Annotated in this window: 15 protein-coding genes; 4 read left to right on the top strand and 11 right to left on the bottom strand. The window is 61.5% G+C overall.

What is annotated here, in order from left to right:
• Positions 1-12 precede the first annotated feature (12 nt).
• Positions 13-639, bottom strand: a complete 627-nt coding sequence (gene rlmE, locus MOP87_RS02575; RefSeq protein WP_027915415.1) for a 23S rRNA (uridine(2552)-2'-O)-methyltransferase RlmE — start codon at positions 637-639, stop codon at positions 13-15.
• 102 nt (positions 640-741) lie between these two features.
• On the opposite strand from rlmE, the gene yhbY reads away from it, so the two are divergent.
• Entirely contained in the window at positions 742-1,050 is a 309-nt protein-coding gene (gene yhbY, locus MOP87_RS02570; protein ID WP_023533185.1) for a ribosome assembly RNA-binding protein YhbY, read from the top strand.
• Between the two features lie 12 nt (positions 1,051-1,062).
• On the opposite strand, the gene MOP87_RS02565 is transcribed toward yhbY, so the two are convergent.
• The 8 genes from MOP87_RS02565 to grpE form a co-directional block, all read right to left on the bottom strand.
• Complete coding sequence (locus MOP87_RS02565; RefSeq protein WP_080992917.1) at positions 1,063-1,512, bottom strand: MFS transporter; 450 nt, start codon at positions 1,510-1,512, stop codon at positions 1,063-1,065.
• Positions 1,490-1,972, bottom strand: a complete 483-nt coding sequence (greA, locus tag MOP87_RS02560; RefSeq protein ID WP_173645884.1) for a transcription elongation factor GreA — start codon at positions 1,970-1,972, stop codon at positions 1,490-1,492. The genes MOP87_RS02565 and greA overlap by 23 nt, the downstream gene beginning before the upstream one ends.
• Positions 1,969-5,190 carry a carbamoyl-phosphate synthase large subunit gene (carB, locus tag MOP87_RS02555; protein ID WP_027915418.1) on the bottom strand — a complete coding sequence of 1,074 codons (3,222 nt, stop codon included), beginning with the start codon at positions 5,188-5,190 and terminating at the stop codon, positions 1,969-1,971. Before carB ends, greA begins: the two co-directional genes overlap by 4 nt.
• 104 nt (positions 5,191-5,294) lie before the next feature.
• Positions 5,295-6,431 (bottom strand): glutamine-hydrolyzing carbamoyl-phosphate synthase small subunit, encoded by a 1,137-nt coding sequence (gene carA / locus MOP87_RS02550; RefSeq protein ID WP_027915419.1) that lies wholly within the window; start codon positions 6,429-6,431, stop codon positions 5,295-5,297.
• A 299-nt stretch (positions 6,432-6,730) separates the two neighbouring features.
• The gene (gene dapB / locus MOP87_RS02545; RefSeq protein ID WP_028687807.1) at positions 6,731-7,534 is read right to left on the bottom strand and encodes a 4-hydroxy-tetrahydrodipicolinate reductase; all 804 of its coding nucleotides are present in this window, start codon (positions 7,532-7,534) and stop codon (positions 6,731-6,733) included.
• A 13-nt stretch (positions 7,535-7,547) separates the two neighbouring features.
• A complete protein-coding gene (gene dnaJ / locus MOP87_RS02540) occupies positions 7,548-8,672 on the bottom strand; it encodes a molecular chaperone DnaJ (protein WP_027915421.1) in 1,125 nt (374 codons plus the stop codon).
• 191 nt (positions 8,673-8,863) lie between these two features.
• The gene (gene dnaK, locus MOP87_RS02535; protein ID WP_023533180.1) at positions 8,864-10,789 is read right to left on the bottom strand and encodes a molecular chaperone DnaK; all 1,926 of its coding nucleotides are present in this window, start codon (positions 10,787-10,789) and stop codon (positions 8,864-8,866) included.
• A 101-nt stretch (positions 10,790-10,890) separates the two neighbouring features.
• A complete protein-coding gene (grpE, locus tag MOP87_RS02530; protein WP_027915422.1) occupies positions 10,891-11,448 on the bottom strand; it encodes a nucleotide exchange factor GrpE in 558 nt (185 codons plus the stop codon).
• A 193-nt stretch (positions 11,449-11,641) separates the two neighbouring features.
• Here grpE and recN point away from each other — a divergent pair, with 193 nt between their 5' ends.
• A complete protein-coding gene (gene recN / locus MOP87_RS02525; RefSeq protein ID WP_027915423.1) occupies positions 11,642-13,315 on the top strand; it encodes a DNA repair protein RecN in 1,674 nt (557 codons plus the stop codon).
• Positions 13,316-13,417: 102 nt separating this feature from the next.
• On the opposite strand, the gene fur is transcribed toward recN, so the two are convergent.
• The gene (gene fur, locus MOP87_RS02520; protein WP_023533128.1) at positions 13,418-13,822 is read right to left on the bottom strand and encodes a ferric iron uptake transcriptional regulator; all 405 of its coding nucleotides are present in this window, start codon (positions 13,820-13,822) and stop codon (positions 13,418-13,420) included.
• 97 nt (positions 13,823-13,919) lie between these two features.
• On the opposite strand from fur, the gene MOP87_RS02515 reads away from it, so the two are divergent.
• Positions 13,920-14,447: an outer membrane protein assembly factor BamE gene (locus MOP87_RS02515; RefSeq protein ID WP_023533140.1), complete on the top strand. Its 528-nt coding sequence runs from the start codon at positions 13,920-13,922 to the stop codon at positions 14,445-14,447.
• 123 nt (positions 14,448-14,570) lie between these two features.
• Here MOP87_RS02515 and MOP87_RS02510 read toward each other — a convergent pair whose 3' ends face one another.
• On the bottom strand, positions 14,571-15,011 hold the full coding sequence (locus MOP87_RS02510; protein WP_027915424.1) for a type II toxin-antitoxin system RatA family toxin: 441 nt from the start codon (positions 15,009-15,011) through the stop codon (positions 14,571-14,573).
• Between the two features lie 163 nt (positions 15,012-15,174).
• Here MOP87_RS02510 and smpB point away from each other — a divergent pair, with 163 nt between their 5' ends.
• The gene (gene smpB, locus MOP87_RS02505) at positions 15,175-15,657 is read left to right on the top strand and encodes an SsrA-binding protein SmpB (protein WP_023533119.1); all 483 of its coding nucleotides are present in this window, start codon (positions 15,175-15,177) and stop codon (positions 15,655-15,657) included.
• The last annotated feature ends 47 nt before the right edge of the window (positions 15,658-15,704 follow it).

Here is a 15,704-nt window from a genome sequence, read left to right as displayed (position 1 = left end):
GCTTAGTACCGTTCACGCGCCCTTGAACCCCTTGCCAAGCAGGTACTGCTCGCGGGAGCGATCCCGCGATGAAGACGGTTTGCGCATCTGTACCTTGTCGAACTTGGTGCGCACGTCCTTGAGGTACACATCGAAACCTTCACCCTGGAAGATCTTGATCAGGAAATCACCGCCGGGCCGAAGCACGCGGGTTGCCAAATCCAGGGCCAGCTCGCAAAGGAACATGGCTCGCGGTATGTCGACCGCGGGCGTACCACTCATATTGGGGGCCATGTCCGAAATCACAAGGTCTACGTGTGAATCGCCGACGGCTTCGAGAATTTGCCGTAGCACCTCGTCCTGGGTGAAGTCCCCCTGAATGAAGGTGACATCGGGGATTGAGTCCATCTCCAGGATGTCGGAGGCGATCAGTCGACCCTGACCACCAATCAGACGACTGGTCACCTGGGACCAGCCGCCCGGCGCTGCGCCCAAGTCGATGACACTCATGCCAGGACGGATCAGGCGGTCCTTTTCCTGGATCTCAAGCAGCTTGTAGCTTGCTCGCGAGCGGTAGCCGTCCTTCTGCGCCTGTTTGACGAAAGGGTCGTTGAAATGCTCTCGCAGCCAGTTTGCGCTGCTTTTGGAACGTTGTACCACGGGGCACCTCGATGATATGCGTGGTGATTGACTGGGCGGAGCCGGTGGCCCTCGGGTAAAATGCCGGTCAATTTTACAGAATCAGACGGAAAGGGTCAGATTATGCCGCTCAATAACGAGCAGAAGAAGCAATACAAATCCATTGGTCATGACCTCAAGCCGGTCCTGATCGTTGCTGGCAACGGTTTGAATGAAGGTGTCGTCGCCGAATTGGAACGCGCATTGGCCGACCACGAGCTGATCAAGGTCGAGATTCGTTCCGAAGACCGCGAAGAGCGTGCCGAGACCATTGCCGCGCTGTGCAAGGCCGGCCGCGCCGAGCTGGTTCAGACCATCGGCAAGAAGGCGCTGATCTACCGCAAGAACCCTCAGCCGAACAAGCAGCTGTCCAACGTCCACCGTTACAAGTAACGGTGGCGCCGCTCAGTGGCGCGAATGTCGCGCCCTGAGTGGAACGGGCTGGGCGACCAGCACGATGCCGGAAAAGCCCAGCACCAGGAAACAGAACATCTGCCAGCGCTCGCCCACGGAGATCCCGTAGCGCAAGGTGTAGTAGCCGATGCAGGCCCCAAGGCCCAGCAACAGCATCTGGCCACGGAACTGGCGCCACCAGGCAGCCAGGCCTTCCACCCTCGCCAATACCGCCAGCTGGGTGATCAAGCCGAGCAGTGCCACGCCGATCAACCAACGGTCGATCTGCCCGGCAATGTCCTGGACAAGCAATGGCGCAAGGCCGCTGACTTTCAACGCAGGCACCAACCCCACGTGGAACACCCACAGGCCACCGACCCAGAATACCTGGGCCAGCTGCCAGAGGATCCCCTCGAGGGAAGGCGCCCGCAGGCGCCGGTCAGATGTGCTTGACTTCGACAATCTCGTACTCGACCGTACCGTTTGGCGTCTTAACGACAACGGTGTCACCCTCTTCCTTGCCAATGATGGCGCGAGCGATCGGCGCACTGCTGGACAGCTTGCCTTTCTTCACGTCGGCTTCATCCTCGCCAACGATCTGGTAGGTGACCTGATCACCCGTCTCGGTGTTTTCCAGATCGACGGTAGTGCCGAAAATGACCTTGCCCGTATGGGCAATGGTGGTCACGTCGATCACGACCGAGTTCTGCAAACGGCCTTCGATGTCGCGGATACGGGCCTCGACCATGCCCTGCTCCTCGCGGGCGGCATGGTACTCGGCGTTCTCCTTCAAGTCGCCCAGCTCACGCGCTTCACCAATGGCTTGGCTCAGGCGCGGGCGCTCGGTCTTGCTCAGAAAGAGCAGTTCTTCTTCCAGGGCGCGAGCGCCCTGGACGGTCATCGGGTATTTGGTCATGCTCATGCTTTGAGTCCTGCGTGCAGATCCTGCAGGCGGCGAACGGTTTTTTCCGGACCGAATTTCAGCGCCTCGCAGATGGCTTCACCGGCCGCAATGGTCGTGGTGCAGTAGATCTTGTGCTGCAGCGCATTGCGGCGAATCGAGTAGGAATCGGCGATCGACTGACGGCCTTCGGTGGTGTTGATGATCAACGACACTTCGTCGTTCTTGATCATGTCGACCACATGAGGACGGCCTTCGGTCACCTTGTTCACGCGGCGCACCTTCAAGCCGGCCGCCTCGATGACCTTGGCGGTACCTGCGGTTGCCACCACTTCGAAGCCCAGGGCGATCAGGTCGCGGGCAACGCCGGCCACTTGCGGCTTGTCGTCGTCGCGCACGCTGATGAACGCAGTGCCACCGGTCGGCAGTACTTCGCTGGCACCCATCTGGGCCTTGGCGAAGGCTTCACCGAAGCTGTCACCAACACCCATTACTTCACCGGTCGATTTCATCTCAGGGCCGAGGATCGGGTCAACCCCTGGGAACTTGGCGAACGGGAAGACGGCTTCCTTCACGCTGTAGAAGTTGGGGATGATTTCCTGGGTGAAGCCCAGCTCCTTCAGGGTTTTGCCTGCCATGACGCGGGCGGCGATCATGGCCAGCGACGTGCCGATGCACTTGGACACGAACGGTACGGTACGCGAGGCACGCGGGTTGACTTCGATCACGTAGATCTTGTCGCCCTGCAGGGCCAGTTGCACGTTCATCAGGCCAACTACGCCCAGCTCCAGGGCCATTTTCTTGACCTGCACACGCACTTCATCCTGCACTTCCTTGCTCAGCGAGTAAGGTGGCAGCGAACATGCCGAGTCACCGGAGTGAACGCCGGCCTGCTCGATGTGCTGCATGATGGCGCCGATGACCACATCGGTACCGTCGCAGACCGCATCCACGTCCATCTCGATGGCGCAGTTGAGGAAGTGGTCCAGCAGCACCGGGCTGTCGTTGGACACCTGAACGGCTTCGCGCAGGTAGCGCTTGAGCTCGTCCAGTTCGTAGACGATCTCCATGGCACGACCACCCAGGACGTAGGATGGACGCACGACCAGCGGGTAGCCGATGGTGCCAGCGGCGCTGATGGCCTCTTCTTCGCTGCGCACGGTGGCGTTTGGCGGCTGCAGCAGGTTCAGGCGCTGTACCATCTGCTGGAAGCGCTCACGGTCTTCGGCACGGTCGATGGCGTCGGGGCTGGTGCCGATGATCGGCACGCCGGCTTCTTCCAGGGCGCGGGCAAGCTTGAGCGGGGTCTGGCCGCCGTAGTGCACGATCACGCCCTTGGGCTTCTCGACGCGGCAGACTTCCAGCACGTCTTCCAGCGTCAGCGGCTCGAAGTACAGACGGTCGGAGGTGTCGTAGTCGGTGGAAACGGTTTCCGGGTTGCAGTTGACCATGATGGTCTCGTAACCGTCGTCACGCAGCGCCAAGGCGGCGTGCACGCAGCAGTAGTCGAACTCGATGCCCTGCCCGATGCGGTTGGGGCCACCGCCGAGGATCATGATCTTGTCGCGGGTCGACGGGTTCGCCTCGCACTCCTCCTCGTAGGTGGAATACAGGTAGGCGGTGTCGGTGGCGAACTCGGCGGCGCAGGTGTCGACGCGCTTGTACACCGGGAACACTTCCAGCTTGTGGCGGTGACGGCGCAGGGTCTTGTCGGTGATGCCCAGCAGCTTGGCCAGACGCTGGTCCGAGAAGCCCTTGCGCTTGAGGCGCAGCATGCAGTCCTTGTCGATCGCGGTGAGGGCCAGGGTCTTGACCTTTTCCTCTTCCTTGATCAGGTCTTCCATCTGCACCAGGAACCACATGTCGATGCCGGTCAGGTCGAAGATCTGCTCGCAGGTCATGCCCGAACGCATGGCGTCGGCCACATACCAGATGCGCTCGGCGCCCGGCACGGTCAGCTCGCGCTTGAGGATGCTGGCAGCCTCGGGGCTGGCCAGGTCGACTTTCGGGTCGAGGCCGCAGGCGCCGACTTCCAGGCCGCGCAGGGCTTTCTGCAAGGATTCCTGGAAAGTACGGCCGATGGCCATGACTTCACCGACCGATTTCATCTGGGTCGTCAGGCGAGCGTCGGCCTTCGGGAATTTCTCGAAAGCAAAGCGTGGCAGCTTGGTCACAACGTAGTCGATCGACGGCTCGAATGAAGCCGGGGTGCGGCCACCGGTGATGTCGTTCTGCAGCTCGTCCAAGGTGTAGCCGATGGCCAGCTTGGCGGCGATCTTGGCGATCGGGAAGCCGGTAGCTTTCGAAGCCAGGGCCGAGGAGCGCGACACACGCGGGTTCATCTCGATGACGACCATGCGGCCGGTGTTCGGGCAAATGCCGAACTGCACGTTGGAACCGCCGGTCTCGACACCGATTTCACGCAGCACCGCCAGGGAGGCGTTGCGCATGATCTGGTATTCCTTGTCGGTCAGGGTCTGCGCCGGGGCGACGGTGATCGAGTCGCCGGTGTGCACGCCCATCGGGTCGAAGTTTTCGATGGAGCAGACGATGATGCAGTTGTCCTTCTTGTCGCGGACCACCTCCATCTCGTATTCCTTCCAGCCGATCAGCGACTCGTCGATCAGCAGTTCCTTGGTCGGCGACAGGTCCAGGCCACGGGTGCAGATTTCTTCGAATTCTTCGCGGTTATAGGCGATGCCGCCGCCAGTGCCGCCCATGGTGAACGACGGACGAATGATGCAAGGGAAGCCAAGCTTCTCGAGCACCGCATTGGCCTCTTCCATGCTGTGGGCGATACCGGAGCGCGGGCACTCCAGGCCGATGTCCTTCATGGCCTTGTCAAAGCGCGAACGGTCTTCGGCCTTGTCGATGGTGTCGGCATTGGCGCCGATCATTTCCACGCCGAACTTCTCCAGAACGCCATGGCGCTCAAGATCCAGGGCGCAGTTCAGCGCAGTCTGGCCACCCATGGTCGGCAGGACGGCGTCAGGGCGCTCTTTCTCGATGATCTTGGCCACCGACTGCCACTTGATCGGCTCGATGTAGGTGGCGTCGGCCATGGCCGGGTCGGTCATGATGGTGGCTGGGTTGGAGTTCACCAGGATGACGCGGAACCCCTCCTCGCGCAGGGCTTTGCAAGCCTGGGCGCCGGAGTAGTCGAATTCGCAGGCCTGGCCGATCACGATCGGGCCAGCGCCGAGAATCAGGATGCTTTTGATGTCTGTACGTTTTGGCATGGTTGTCACTCAAATCCGGGGTCAGTCGGCAAGCCGCATTGAACAATCTGGGTCAGGCGCATCCGGGCATGGCACATGCCGCCCGGGGCCTTGAAGCAGGAGACTCAGCGGCGCTTGGCCATGGCATCGGTGAAACGATCAAACAGGGGCGCGACGTCGGTCGGGCCTGGGCTCGCTTCAGGGTGGCCCTGGAAGCTGAACGCGCTCTTGTCGGTGCGCTCGATACCCTGCAGGGTGCCGTCGAACAACGACTTGTGAATGGCGCGCACGTTGCCAGGCAAGGTCGCTTCGTCTACCGCAAAGCCGTGGTTCTGGCTGGTGATCATGACCACACCGGTATCGAGGTCCTGAACCGGGTGGTTGGCACCGTGGTGGCCGTGGCCCATCTTCACGGTCTTGGCGCCGGAGGCCAAGGCCAGCAGCTGGTGACCCAGGCAGATGCCGAAGACCGGGATGTCGGTTTCCAGGATTTCCTTGATCGCCTGAATGGCGTAGTCGCAAGGCTCAGGGTCGCCCGGGCCGTTGGACAGGAAAACGCCGTCCGGGTTGAGGGCCAGCACTTCGCTCGCCGGCGTCTGGGCCGGTACCACGGTGACGCGGCAGCCACGGGCAACCAGCATGCGCAGGATGTTCAGCTTGACGCCGTAGTCGAACGCAACCACATGGTAAGGCAGGTCGGCAGCTTCGAGGGTGGGGTGGCTGTCGGTCTTGAGCTCCCACACGCTGGAGCGCCATTCGTAGCGTTCCTTGGTGGAAACCACCTTGGCCAGGTCCATGCCTTTGAGGCCTGGGAAGCCGCGCGCAGCAGCGATCGCGGCTTCTTCGCTGATGTCGTCACCGGCCAGGATGCAGCCGTTCTGAGCGCCCTTTTCACGCAGGATTCGGGTCAGGCGGCGGGTGTCGATACCCGCAATGGCCACCACATTGTTGGCCTTGAGGTACTCGGGCAGCGACTGAGTGTTACGCCAGTTGCTGGCCAGCAGCGGGAGATCGCGAATGACCAGGCCGGCCGACCAGACGCGGTTGGATTCTGCGTCCTCCGGCGTGGTGCCGGTGTTGCCGATGTGCGGGTAGGTCAGGGTAACGATTTGCTGCGCGTAGGAAGGGTCTGTAAGGATTTCCTGGTAGCCGGTCATAGCGGTGTTGAATACCACCTCACCAACGGTCTGGCCGTCGGCACCGATTGCCTCACCGCGGAAAATACTGCCGTCGGCAAGGGCGAGTATGGCTGGCTTTGTCAAGAAGACCTCCCGAAAATCAAGCATGAAAGGGCGATCGCAGGTTGCAAAAAAGCGGAGTGACGTATGGACACGTCACCCCGCTTTTATGTGCTGAATTCAATTCGCTGCGCGCTTTTAGTGGACACACTAAAGCTGTAGCTTACAGAAAAGTGCGTTTTGGGTCTACCGCATATGTGCCTCTTAAACACATGAATGCGACAGACCGCTGTCAGAGCCACGCGCCAGAAGCGAGCCCCACCGCCTAGACCCGCACAGGTGCGCGTCAGCGGCGGCAGGTTGCCCTGGTCACGACCGATGGCTCAGTGCAGCTCGAGCACATCCTGCATGTCGTACAGGCCAGGCTCGCGCCCGTCCAGCCACAAAGCCGCTCGCACGGCACCCTTGGCGAATGTCATGCGGCTGGAGGCCTTGTGGGTGATCTCCAGGCGCTCGCCCTCGGCAGCGAACAGCACCGTGTGATCACCGACCACATCGCCGGCGCGCACCGTGGCAAAGCCGATGGTCTTGCGATCACGTGCACCGGTCTGCCCTTCGCGGCCATACACCGCCACTTCCTGCAGGTCGCGCCCCAGCGCATTGGCCACCACTTCACCCATGCGCAGCGCGGTGCCCGAAGGCGCATCGACCTTATGGCGGTGATGCGCCTCGAGGATCTCGATATCGACGTCATCGCCCAGCACACGCGCCGCGATGTCCAGCAGCTTGAGGCTGAGGTTGACGCCCACACTGAAGTTGGCCGCGAACACGATCGGGATGTCTTTGCCCGCTTCGGCCAGCAGGTGCTTTTCTTCCACGGTGAACCCGGTGGTGCCGATGACCATGGCCTTGCCATGCTTGCGGCAGAACGCCAGGTTCTTCAGGGTGACCGATGGATGGGTGAAGTCGATCAGCACGTCGAAGTCATCGGCAACCTTGGCCAGGTCGTCTGACAGCAGCACGCCAATGCGCCCCAGGGCCGCCAACTCGCCTGCATCCGCACCCACCAGCGTGCTGTCCGGGCGGTCGATGGCAGCCGTGAGTCCGGCACCTGCGGTTTGCTGCACGGCTTCGACGAGGGTCTTGCCCATTCGCCCTGCCGCGCCCATCACTGCAATACGTCGCATAGCCTTTTCCTTGTCAGAGATCGCCGAAGAAACGCTTCACGCCATCGAACCAGCCATTGGCCTTGGGCGAATGGGAGCTGTCGCCTTCGAGCGAATCACGCAGCTCTTCAAGCAGCTCGCGCTGGCGACGGCTGAGGTTGACCGGCGTCTCCACCGCCACGCGGCACAGTAGATCGCCCGCACCACCACCGCGCACAGGCGCCACGCCCTTGCCACGCAGGCGGAACTGCTTGCCGGTCTGGGTGCCTTCGGGAATGCGCAGCTTGACCCGACCGTCGAGGGTTGGCACCTCGAGTTCGCCACCGAGCGCAGCATCGGTGAAGCTGATCGGCACTTCGCAGTACAAGTGCTTGCCATCACGCTGGAAGATCTCGTGCTCACGCACGTTGATCACCACGTACAGGTCGCCGGTCGGCCCACCGTGCGCGCCGGCTTCGCCCTCGCCCGACAGGCGTATGCGATCACCGGTGTCGACGCCTGCTGGCACCTTGACCGACAGGGTCTTGTATTCCTCGACGCGGCCTTCGCCATGGCAGGCGCCACAAGGGTCGGTGATGATCTTGCCCTGGCCATGGCAGCGCGGGCAGGTCTGCTGCACCGAGAAGAAGCCCTGCTGCATGCGCACCTGGCCGATGCCGCCGCAGGTCGGGCACGTCGACGGGGTGGAGCCTTTCTTCGCACCGCTGCCATCGCACGGCTGGCAGTTGACCAGCGTCGGCACGCGAATGCTGACCGTGGTGCCGCGTACGGCTTCTTCCAGGTTCAGCTCCAGGGTGTAGCGCAGGTCGCTGCCGCGCTGGGCGCCACCGCGTCCACCACCCCGGCCACCGCCGAAGAAATCGCTGAACACATCACCGAAGATATCGGAGAAGTTGGCGCCCCCGAAACCGGCCCCGCCGCCACCCATGCTCGGGTCGACACCGGCATGGCCATACTGGTCGAACGCTGCGCGCTTGCTGGCGTCCGACAGGACCTCGTAGGCCTCGTTGGCTTCCTTGAATTTGTCTTCGGACTCTTTGTCACCCGGGTTGCGGTCAGGGTGGTACTTCATCGCCAACCGGCGATAGGCTTTCTTGAGGTCAGCATCCGTGGCGCCGCGCTCGACACCCAGGACCTCATAATAATCACGCTTGGACATAGGTCATTTGCACCTTGTTGGGCGTCCGGCATCTGCGCCGCGCCGTCAGCACCTGCTCCCCATGAGGGGCTGACAAATGCTGCAAAAATTCTCGAATTCCAGATACGTCAACGCGGGAGCAAGCCCCCGCGCGGCGACATCCTACCAGTTCACCGCCAAACGGCGGTGCACTGGCCGACAACTTGCAGGAATTACTGCTTGTTGTTGTCTTTCACTTCTTCGAACTCGGCGTCCACCACGTCATCGTGCTTGGCTTCCGGCTCGGCCTGCTGCGCGCCGCCCTGAGGCTGTTCAGCCGACTGCTCGGCGTACATCTTCTGGGCAACCGGTGCAGAGACCTTGGACAGCTCTTCGACCTTGGCGTCGATGGCAGCCTTGTCGTCGCCTTTGACGGCGGTTTCCAGGGCGACCACGGCCGCTTCGATGGCAGTCTTTTCTTCGGCGGTGACCTTGTCACCCGCGTCGGCGACCATCTTGCGGGTCGAGTGAACCAGTGCATCACCCTGGTTACGGGCAGCGGCCAGCTCTTCGAACTTGCGGTCTTCCTCGGCGTTGGCCTCGGCGTCACGCACCATGCGCTCGATTTCGTCGTCCGACAGGCCGGAGTTGGCCTTGATGACGATGGACTGCGACTTGCCAGTGGCCTTGTCTTTGGCGCTGACGTGCAGGATGCCGTTGGCGTCGATGTCGAAGGTCACTTCGATCTGCGGCACGCCACGTGGTGCTGGCGGAATGTCAGCCAGGTCGAACTTGCCCAGCGACTTGTTCTGTGCCGCCTGCTTGCGCTCGCCTTGCAGCACGTGAATGGTCACGGCGCCCTGGTTGTCGTCGGCCGTCGAGAACACCTGCGACTTCTTGGTCGGGATGGTGGTGTTCTTCTCGATCAGCGAGGTCATCACGCCGCCCATGGTTTCGATACCCAGGGTCAGCGGGCTGACGTCCAGCAGCAGAACGTCCTTCACGTCACCGGCCAATACTGCGCCCTGGATGGCGGCACCCATGGCAACGGCTTCGTCCGGGTTCACGTCCTTGCGCGCTTCCTTGCCGAAGAAGTCGGCAACGGCTTTCTGAACCAGCGGCATACGGGTCTGGCCACCGACCAGGATCACGTCGTCGATCTTGCTGGCGTCGATACCGGCGTCCTTGAGCGCAATGCGGCAAGGCTCGATGGTGCGGCTGACCAGGTCTTCGACCAGCGATTCCAGCTTGGCGCGGGAAATCTTCACGTTCAAGTGCTTCGGACCGGTTGCATCTGCAGTGATGTACGGCAGGTTGACGTCGGTCGACTGGGCCGAGGACAGCTCGATCTTGGCCTTTTCAGCAGCTTCCTTCAGGCGCTGCAGGGCCAGCGGGTCGTTCTTCAGGTCCATGCCGGACTCTTTCTTGAACTCGTCGACGAGGTAGTCGATCAGGCGCATGTCGAAGTCTTCGCCACCCAGGAAGGTGTCGCCGTTGGTGGCCAGTACTTCGAACTGATGCTCGCCGTCGACTTCGGCAATTTCGATGACCGATACGTCGAAGGTACCACCACCCAGGTCATAGACGATGACAGTGTGGTCGCCCTTGGCCTTGTCCATGCCGTAGGCCAGTGCAGCGGCGGTCGGCTCGTTGATGATGCGCTTGACGTCCAGACCGGCGATGCGGCCGGCGTCCTTGGTGGCCTGACGCTGGCTGTCGTTGAAGTAGGCCGGCACAGTGATGACCGCTTCGGTCACAGGCTCGCCGAGGTAGTCTTCGGCGGTCTTCTTCATTTTCTTCAGCACTTCAGCGCTGATCTGCGGCGGCGCCATGTCTTTGCCGCTGGCCTGAACCCAGGCGTCGCCGTTGTTGGCCTTGACGATCTTGTAAGGCACCAGCTTGATGTCTTTCTGCACGACGTCTTCTTCGAAGCGACGGCCGATCAGGCGCTTGACGGCAAACAGCGTGTTGTGCGGGTTGGTCACGGCCTGGCGCTTGGCCGACTGGCCGACCAGGATTTCGCCGTCGTTGGCGTAGGCCACGATCGAGGGGGTGGTACGCGCACCCTCGGCGTTCTCGATGACTTTGACGTTACCGTTTTCCAGCACAGAGACGCACGAGTTGGTGGTCCCCAGGTCGATACCGATGATCTTGCCCATGTTAACTCTCCCGAAACTTGAATGAGGTAGCAGCGGCTACTGTGGCCAACTGCGGTAATACTTGAAGGCTTGACACCTAGATGGGGATGCCCGGAAGGATTTCAAGCCTTTTCATCGATAGAAGGTTGCGCTGCGCTCGGCGCCTTGCTGACCACCACCATGGCGGGGCGCAGCAGGCGGCCGTTGAGCAGGTAGCCCTTCTGGAACACGTTCAATACGCTGTTGGGTTCGACCTCGGCGTTTTCCTGCATGGCCATGGCCTGATGATGCTCAGGGTTGAACGGCTGGCCGTGCGGGTCGATGGCTTCGAGGTTGTAGCGCTTGAGGGTGTCCTGGAACATCTTCAGGGTCAGCTCGACGCCTTCGCGGATCTGCTTGACGTGTTCGTCCTGGGCGCTGGAGTGAGCCAGGGCCAGTTCCAGGCTGTCGATCACAGGCAGCAGGTCGGTGGAGAATTTTTCCAGGGCGAACTTGTGCGCCTTTTCCACATCCTGCTCGGCACGACGGCGGATGTTCTGCAGTTCGGCCACGGTACGCAGCGACTGGTCCTTGGCCGCGGCCAGCTGTTCTTCGAGTTCCAGCACGCGGGCATCAGCTGCGTTGTCGGCACCGGTTTGCTCGACGTTGAGGTCTTTCTCGTTCAGCTGCTCATCAGCCATGGGATATCTCCTGCGCAATTTGGTGGACTGCGAGCCAGGCTCGCCGGTGATGTGGCGTATATGGGGCCGGAAAATACAGCTTCAAGGGGCAACCCGGTTTTTACGCCTTCAAGCGTTTGCGCCAAAAGGGCATTGGCAGGCTGGAAAAAACTACTGTATAAATAACCAGACATGACTTTCTGGAGTCGCCCTCATGCTGGTGCACCTGTCCATTCACAACTACGCCATCGTCGAACACCTCGACCTGGAAATCGCCCGCGGCATGTCCGTGATCACGGGCGAGACAGGTGCGGGCAAGTCGATCATGCTCGATGCCCTGGGCCTGGCCCTGGGCGACCGCGCCGACAGCGGTGTGGTACGCCCCGGCACCGACAAGGCCGACATCCTCGCCACGTTCGACCTGGTCGACATTCCCGAAGCCCACACCTGGCTGGCCGAACGCGACCTCGCCAGCGACGGGCTGTGCATCCTGCGGCGTGTCATCACTGCCGAAGGCCGCAGCCGTGGCTACATCAACGGCACGCCCTGCCCGCTCGGCGACCTCAAGGCCCTGGGCGAGCTGCTGATAGACATCCACAGCCAGCATGAGCACCAGTCCCTGCTCAAGGCCGACACCCACCGGCGCCTGCTCGACGAGTACGCCGGGGCCATCGACCTGGCCCGGCAGGTGCAAATGGCGGCCAAGCGCTGGAACCAGACGCGACTCGAACTGGAGCGCCTGTCCAATTCCGGCGACGAACAGCGGGCCCGTCACCAGCTGCTCAGCTACCAGCTCGAAGAGCTGGACAACCTGGGCCTGGGCGAAAACGAGCTGGAGCACCTGGAGCAGGAGCACAAGAACCTCACCAGCGCCGAGGCCCTGTTCGGCATTTGCCGCCAGGTCATCGACCAGTGCAGTGAAAGCGATTCGGGCAATGTGCTTGGCGCGCTCACCTCCAGCCTCAACCGGTTGGGCGCTGCCAGCAATGCCCCCAAGGCACTGTCGGAAGCGGCCAACCTGATTGCCAGCGCGCAGATTCAGGTGGAAGAGGCCGTGGGCGAGCTCAACCGTTTCCTCGACAACTTCGATGCCGACCCCATGCGGCTGCAGGCCCTGGAAGAACGCCTCGACACCATCTATACCCTGGCGCGCAAGCACCGGGTGCACCCCACGGAGCTACCCCACCTGCAGCAGCAGTTGATGGAGGAACTCGAAGGACTCAACGCCAGCGACGAATCGCTGGAACGCCTGGGCGAAGAGATGGCTGCATTCGCTCAGCACTATAAAGAGAAGGCCCGCGAACTGAGCGGGCTGCGTCAGCATGCCGCCAAGCAGCTGGCAGAGGCTGTCGAGCAGGAAATCCAGCGCCTGGGCATGCCCGGCGGTCGCTTCTGCATTCAGCTCACGCCCAATGAGACGGCCGACCTTTCACCCAATGGGCTCGAGCAGATCGAATTGCTGGTCAGCGCCAACCCCGGCCAACCCCTCAAGGCGCTGTCCAAAGTCGCCTCGGGCGGCGAACTGTCCCGGATCAGCCTGGCGATCCAGGTCATCACGGCCCAGACCTCGCGCATCCCTACCCTGGTGTTCGACGAAGTGGACGTAGGCATCGGCGGGCCGACGGCGGAAATCGTGGGCCAACTGTTGCGTCGCCTGGGCGAACGCGGCCAGGTATTGACCGTCACCCACCTGCCCCAGGTGGCCGCTCAAGGCCATCATCACCTGTTCGTGCACAAGGTCCGCGAGAGCGATACCACGCACACGGCTGTGGCCAGCCTTGGCAAACGCGAGCGGGTCGAGGAAGTGGCGCGCATGCTGGGTGGCATCGACCTGACCAAGGAATCGCTGGCCCATGCGCGCAAGATGGTGGTCAGCGGCAAGGCCTGAAGTCATTCGGCAAAGGGCCGGGGTAACGGCCAACACCACCGCTTGCAGAAAAAACAAAGGCGACCCTAGGGCCGCCTTTGCTGTTTAAGAACGAAGTAATCGTTACTTCTTCTTACGCACATAAAGGACCAGGTTGTGGTCCACCAGCTCGAAACCGTGCTCTTCGACAATTTCACGCTGACGCTTCTCGATCTCGGCGTCCATGAACTCGATGACTTCACTGGTATCCACGTTGACCATATGGTCGTGGTGACCGCCATCGGCCAGTTCAAACACCGCATGACCGCCGTCGAAGTTGTGGCGAACCACCAGACCTGCTGCTTCGAACTGGGTCAGTACACGGTACACGGTGGCCAGGCCAACATCCTCGCCTGCCTCCATGAGGGCCTTGTACACATCTTCGGCGCTCATGTGACGCTGCTCGGCAGAGTCGAGCATTTGAAGGATCTTGACTCGAGGCAGGGTCACCTTGAGACCGGCTTTGCGCAATTCGCTATTTTCAACCATGGTCAGCTTTCTCGCCGATGCTGCTTCGCAGCTTCTCTTAATACGGGTATGATCGGTGTTTACGTTGTCCAGCCAAGATAGTGGAAGTCGCCCACCGATGCAAAACACCAAGCTCTTGCTAACCAGCCTCACCTTCGTGGGACTGCTCGCACTCGCCGGTTGCTCGTTTCCCGGGGTTTACAAAATCGACATCCAGCAGGGCAATGTCGTCACGCAAGACATGATAGACCAATTGCGTCCGGGAATGACCCGGCGGCAAGTGCGGTTTATCATGGGTAACCCTCTGATTCAGGATACGTTCCACACCAACCGGTGGGATTACCTCTACAGCCTGCAACCTGGTGGCGGTCAGCGCCAACAGGAACGCATGAGCATTTTCTTCAATGAAAGCGATCAGCTGGTAAGCCTGTCTGGCGACTTCATGCCGGGCGTCAGCCGCGACCAGGAAATCCTCGGTGGCAGCGGTGACACCACGGTCAGCCCAGGCGCCAACGGCGAGCAGCCGGCAGCCCAACCGGAAGAAAAACCGGCCAAACCAGGCTCGGTCGAGGAATCCATCCAGCGCGAAATCGACACCATCGAAACCACGCCAGTGCCTACACCGGCACCGCTGGAAACGCGCTAAACGCGCTGATACAAAAAAGCCCGGACAGTGTCCGGGCTTTTTCATTGCTGCAATAAACGCTGCCAATCAAACGTCACCGCCTCCTGCCACTGGAGGCGCGTGGCGATACCTCGATTGCAGACCTTACGAAGCAGCGTACAACTGCTTGGCACGCTCGCAGAACGCATCCACCAGGGTATTGGCTGCCTGATTGAACAGCGGCCCCAGCGTGGCGCGCACAAATGAGCCGGCATAGTCGAACGACAGGTCCAAGCTGATCTTGCAGGCCTTCTCGCCCAGCGGCTTGAACACCCAGATGCCATGCAGCTGGGTGAACGGCCCCTCCTCCAGGTTCATCTCGATGGATTCCCCCGGCACCAGCACATTGCGGGTAACGAAGTGCTGGCTGATACCGCCTTTGGCCACCTCGAGCTTGGCGCGCATGTGGGTTTCGCTGGCTTCGAGCACCGTCGAGTCGGAACACCAGGGCAAGAAGTCCGGGTAGCTGGCTACATCGTTTACCAGGTCGTACAAGGCCTGGGCAGGATACGGCAGCAGGGCGGAGCGTTGAATATGGGTAGTCATCCAGGCGTCACTTCCTAGGCTGGGTGGCGGTGCTTCGCAGCATTCCGATTACAGGTTCTGTACCTATGACAGTGCCTGCATTGTCCGGTATTCATTCCAGTGGCTCAAGCACGCAGAAATCCCATAGCGGACGACGCGCGGACTTGCCTATAATGCCGACCCTATGGCTAAGCAAAAAAAACATCCGACCGGGACCATCGCGCAGAACAAGAAAGCGCGACACGATTACTTCATCGAACACAAGTTCGAGGCCGGGCTGGTCCTGTCCGGCTGGGAAGTAAAAAGCCTGCGAGCCGGCAAGGCGCACCTCGTTGACAGCTACGTGCTGCTCAAGGACGGTGAGGCCTGGCTGTTCGGCAGCCACATCACCCCGCTGACCACCGCCAGCACCCACGTCATCGCAGACCCCATCCGCACCCGCAAGCTGCTGCTCAACAAGCGTGAGCTCGAGCGGCTCGAAGCGGCCGTGGCGCAAAAGGGTTATACCTGCGTGGCATTGGCGCTGTATTGGAGCAAGCACCTGATCAAGTGCGAAATCGCACTGGGTAAGGGCAAGAAGGAATACGACAAGCGCGATACCGTGCGCGAACGCGATTCCAACCGCGAGCTGCAGCGGGCCGTGCGCAACAAGGGCAAGGAAGACTAGCGCTTGCCCCTCTTCCCCGCCGAGTGATGATACGGGCAACTAGTTGC

It is taken from the genome of Pseudomonas sp. I3-I5 (assembly GCF_022699445.1).
Taxonomy (GTDB): Bacteria; Pseudomonadota; Gammaproteobacteria; order Pseudomonadales; family Pseudomonadaceae; genus Aquipseudomonas; species Aquipseudomonas fulva.
This window is presented reverse-complemented; position numbering and strand designations above follow the sequence as displayed.

Coding starts and splice junctions, on each gene's coding strand:
- smpB (WP_023533119.1), top strand. CDS start 15,175: ATGGCTAAGCAAAAAAAACATCCGACCGGGACCATCGCGCAGAACAAG.
- carB (WP_027915418.1), bottom strand. CDS start 5,190: ATGCCAAAACGTACAGACATCAAAAGCATCCTGATTCTCGGCGCTGGC.
- greA (WP_173645884.1), bottom strand. CDS start 1,972: ATGAGCATGACCAAATACCCGATGACCGTCCAGGGCGCTCGCGCCCTG.
- yhbY (WP_023533185.1), top strand. CDS start 742: ATGCCGCTCAATAACGAGCAGAAGAAGCAATACAAATCCATTGGTCAT.
- fur (WP_023533128.1), bottom strand. CDS start 13,822: ATGGTTGAAAATAGCGAATTGCGCAAAGCCGGTCTCAAGGTGACCCTG.
- dnaK (WP_023533180.1), bottom strand. CDS start 10,789: ATGGGCAAGATCATCGGTATCGACCTGGGGACCACCAACTCGTGCGTC.
- recN (WP_027915423.1), top strand. CDS start 11,642: ATGCTGGTGCACCTGTCCATTCACAACTACGCCATCGTCGAACACCTC.
- grpE (WP_027915422.1), bottom strand. CDS start 11,448: ATGGCTGATGAGCAGCTGAACGAGAAAGACCTCAACGTCGAGCAAACC.
- dapB (WP_028687807.1), bottom strand. CDS start 7,534: ATGCGACGTATTGCAGTGATGGGCGCGGCAGGGCGAATGGGCAAGACC.
- MOP87_RS02510 (WP_027915424.1), bottom strand. CDS start 15,011: ATGACTACCCATATTCAACGCTCCGCCCTGCTGCCGTATCCTGCCCAG.
- dnaJ (WP_027915421.1), bottom strand. CDS start 8,672: ATGTCCAAGCGTGATTATTATGAGGTCCTGGGTGTCGAGCGCGGCGCC.
- MOP87_RS02515 (WP_023533140.1), top strand. CDS start 13,920: ATGCAAAACACCAAGCTCTTGCTAACCAGCCTCACCTTCGTGGGACTG.